This window comes from Shimazuella alba, from assembly GCF_009831235.1.
Lineage (GTDB): Bacteria > Bacillota > Bacilli > Thermoactinomycetales > Thermoactinomycetaceae > Shimazuella > Shimazuella alba.
The window spans coordinates 1-3797 of sequence record NZ_WUUL01000030.1 but is presented as its reverse complement, the minus strand read 5'-3'; the positions used below and the strand labels follow the sequence as shown (position 1 = coordinate 3797).

The 3797-nt window shown below is 35.9% G+C and carries 4 protein-coding genes; 2 read left to right on the top strand and 2 right to left on the bottom strand.

Going from position 1 to position 3797, the window contains the following annotated elements; genetic code table 11:
- Positions 1-433: 433 nt before the first annotated feature.
- A complete protein-coding gene (locus tag GSM42_RS20220; RefSeq protein ID WP_237446729.1) occupies positions 434-1303 on the bottom strand; it encodes an ATP-binding protein in 870 nt (289 codons plus the stop codon).
- A 764-nt stretch (positions 1304-2067) separates the two neighbouring features.
- Here GSM42_RS20220 and GSM42_RS20215 point away from each other — a divergent pair.
- Positions 2068-2535 carry a MarR family winged helix-turn-helix transcriptional regulator gene (locus tag GSM42_RS20215; RefSeq protein WP_160803369.1) on the top strand — a complete coding sequence of 156 codons (468 nt, stop codon included), beginning with the start codon at positions 2068-2070 and terminating at the stop codon, positions 2533-2535.
- 75 nt (positions 2536-2610) lie between these two features.
- Positions 2611-3120, top strand: coding sequence for a DoxX family protein (locus tag GSM42_RS20210; RefSeq protein ID WP_160803368.1), 510 nt, complete (start codon positions 2611-2613; stop codon positions 3118-3120).
- 161 nt (positions 3121-3281) lie between these two features.
- Here the strand turns inward: GSM42_RS20210 and msrB are convergent, their stop codons facing one another.
- Positions 3282-3710 (bottom strand): peptide-methionine (R)-S-oxide reductase MsrB, encoded by a 429-nt coding sequence (gene msrB / locus GSM42_RS20205; RefSeq protein WP_160803367.1) that lies wholly within the window; start codon positions 3708-3710, stop codon positions 3282-3284.
- Positions 3711-3797: the final 87 nt, after the last annotated feature.

Genomic DNA, 3797 nt, shown 5'->3' with positions numbered 1-3797 from the left:
CTAATCTTTTTTTGAGATTTTTTTTCTTTCTCTTATCCTCTTGTGTTTTAACTACTTATATTCAACCTGATTTCCTATCATTTTCACAGTGAATTGTTCATCCTTATATGTTCATTACTATTAGAGTAACGAATGAAACTGCGACCTCCTCTAAAGAAGGAGCTAATGCACCTCATCTAAGCAATCATTCTTTCTTCGTTTCGCTCCTGAGCGGGAAGTTCGCCTTCGAGTAAGGAACACTGGACGAGAAAGCGGGTGACAGCTGTCTACATCAGTGCGATCACTTTCATGGCTGGAAAGTTGCAACTCGTAAAGTTCGTTTTTTCCTAGGAGTAAAGCCCTCCAAAAGGTTCTGATCCTGTGTCTATCTCATCAAGACACTGACACGGCCGATCTACTTGTTTCTCCTTGTTATATTTGCTCTTTGTAACTTTTATTTTATATACATGATATTTTCCATGATATTTTCTTGCATTTCCTTTTCTCTATACTTCAAATGCACAGTAAAAGTCGTTCCTTTTACCTTTGTACTTCTTACTGTTATATCTCCTTTGTGCGCTTCCACATATTCCTTTGCGATCGCAAGTCCTAAACCCATTCCACCATGTTCTCTCGATCTATCTTTGTCTGCACGATAAAAACGATCAAATATAAATGGAATATGTTCTTCCTCTATTCCGCTGCCTGTATCCCTCACATGAACCAACACTTCTTGATCTAACGGCTCTATCTGAACCATCACCTTACCTTCCTTAGGAGTATGACTAAGTGCATTTGTGATAAAATTGACAAAAACTTGCGTGATCCGATTTGGGTCAACTCGAAGCAAAGGTATTAGATTGCTACTCCAACGCTCCAATCGCAATTCAATCCCGCGTTCTGATGCTTCTACTTCATACATATTTACAATAGTACCTATTAACCCCACTATATCTATATTCGTCTTTTTAAGGTGCAATTGTCCGACTTCTGCCAGAGAAAGTTGGTGCAAATCCTGCACCAGATGAATTAATCGAGCCACTTCATCTTGGATCGGAAGAAAGGCCGCTGGTTCTGGTTTCTTAGTCAGCATGATAATTGCAACATTTGATGTTTTTCTTATATTACGGCAAACTTCTAAGCCGCTCATCTCAGGTAACATCCAGCCCAATATAACTATGTTAGGTTTTTTATCGTTTACTTCTTTCATTGCTTGACTGCCTGACTTAGCGGTAATTACCTGGAATCCTTCTCGGATCAAATATGGGCTGATGACATCGAGAACTTTCTGCTCATCGTCTACCACTAATACTGATGGTTTCAATTTTTTCCACATCCTATATATAGAGATTTGCGAGTGAGAAAACCCACAGTTTTAATCTTGGGATAATAGTCAACGTCAGACAAAGAAGGATTTTCCCGCCCAATAGTTGACTCGGATGATTTTGCCCTTTTTGAGCAGGATCTAAACAAACACGTTTTAATGCACGGGCGACTTCTCTGATAATATCCGTTTGTTAGCAAATACCAACAGTAGTGTGATATTATCTAATGCGCTCGTTTGAGCGAGCAAATGAAAACTCTTAAATACAAACCAATCTTAACATTGCGTAGTTCGACCAGTTGCTCTTCCTAAAGCTCCATCAATTACATGATCGTTCCCTAGCCTGAGGATAATGGGACCTAATCACAACAAATTCACCCTTATTGATCGCTAGATCAACTTCTTTTGCTGCATAGAAGGTCTCTCCTTTTTATATATTTTGCTTACTTAGAAACAGAGCAATTATACAGAGGAGTTATGGAGAAATTGTGGTAATCTATTCGATAAAATTTAGGGGTTATTAGTAATTAATGGAAATTCTTCATTTGTTCACAAATAGGTATTGCAGCTTCATTCAATTCTTTGTATTGGTCAGTATTTTAATAGCAGCTGTACAAGTTAATCCGATAACTGCAACGGTGAAACTCTTATTAATAAATCGAACTATTCAATAAAACATTAATAAATAACACAGTGATGCGTGCTATCCCACTGATTTCAATGAAATTATATTATCTGAAAATATTTTTGATTAAAGAGTTTAGTTGCTATACACTATAGAAATGAGTAAAGTAAATGAATTAACAATAGAAGAGATCAGCGATGTTCTTTTAGGAATAATTAATAAATTCTCCAAAGAAGAACGAAAAAAAACAGATTATGGGATAGACATCCCTTTATATCATTCCGAAATCCGTACCATTACTGAGATAAAGGAACATGAGGGAATTCATATTTCAGCTTTAGCAAAACATTGTGGAGTAACAAAAGGAGCGATTTCTCAAGTAATAAAAAAACTGGAACAAAAGGAGTTGATCATAAAAAGAAGAGATATACGTAATCAATCCAGATTTTTATTACATTTAACGAGTAAAGGTGAAATAGCTTATTCTCATTATTTGCAACACAACAATGAGTTTAAAAAATTGATTGTTGATATACTGCAAAATGCTCCTATAGATAAGGTATCTTTTCTAAATGATTTTTTAGGAGAAATAAAAAAGAAACTTTAATATCGCACTTATTTTTTTGAATATAGCGTTTAGCAACTATACGCTTAATCCAATCAAAACTTTTGGAGGTTTTTTATGGAACCAGTCATCACTCTTATTACGATAACAATAGCAATATTCATTACAGGAAAGTTGGGAATGAAGTGTCTAAAACCATGGTCAGTAGCCCTTCGAGGTGGAGTAGCAGCCATGTTCTTATTGACAGGTACCGTTCACTTTTTCTATATGCGTGCTGAACTTATCACTATGGTTCCACCTTCCTTGCCAAACCCAGAATTACTTGTGACTATCAGTGGTTTATTAGAAATAGCTGGTGCATTGGGATTGTTATGGAAACCTATGGTTCCATGGGCGTCTGCTGGATTAACAGCACTTCTTATCATTATGTTTCCAGCAAATATTTATGTAGCACTTGAAAGACTCTCTAGTCATCCAGCTGATTCACTTATTCCACCGACTATCATGCAATTCTTTTTCCTATCTGCAACAATTAGCATTTTGGTAAAAGATGTGTATCATCGAGGTCTTCAAAAAAACAATAACAAAATGCCAGATTTTCATTTGCAAAAACAAAAAACATTGTAGTGCCTCAGCAGTACCCAATTGAATCGTTGATCGACTGGTTTTATGATAATGATGTGGGTTTCATCAACTTATAGAAGTAAAAATCAAATTGTTTTCATTATTTGCGTCCAATAGTTTATCAACTAAAAAAATGTCTCTGTAAACAGAGACATTTTTGAGTTTTATACAAATAAGGATAGGTATTTGCCATAGCCTTCTTTTTTAAGGTCTTTTTTTGCAATAAAGCGTAAAGCAGCAGAATTGATGCAGTAACGTAATCCTTCTGGTCCAGGACCATCCGGAAACACATGACCTAAATGAGAATCCGCTTCTTTACTTCTCACTTCTGTTCGAATCATATTATGACTGTAATCGGATTTCTCTATGATCTCTTCTGCTTCAATTGGCTTGGTAAAACTAGGCCAACCGCAACCTGCATCATATTTATCTAAGGAACTAAAAAGAGGCTTGCCGGAAATTATATCTACATAAATTCCATCTTCTTCGTGATCCCAAAACTCATTTTGAAAAGGTGGTTCCGTAGCATTATTTTGTGTTACCTCGTACTGCATACGGTTTAATCTCTTTTTCAAAGAATCTTTGTTCACCATGATTGAACCTCCTTATGATCCGTCTTAGTCTATGTAAAAATCTATATCAAAAACCCCAAGTACCACGAAAGTACAAGGGGTTTGTAT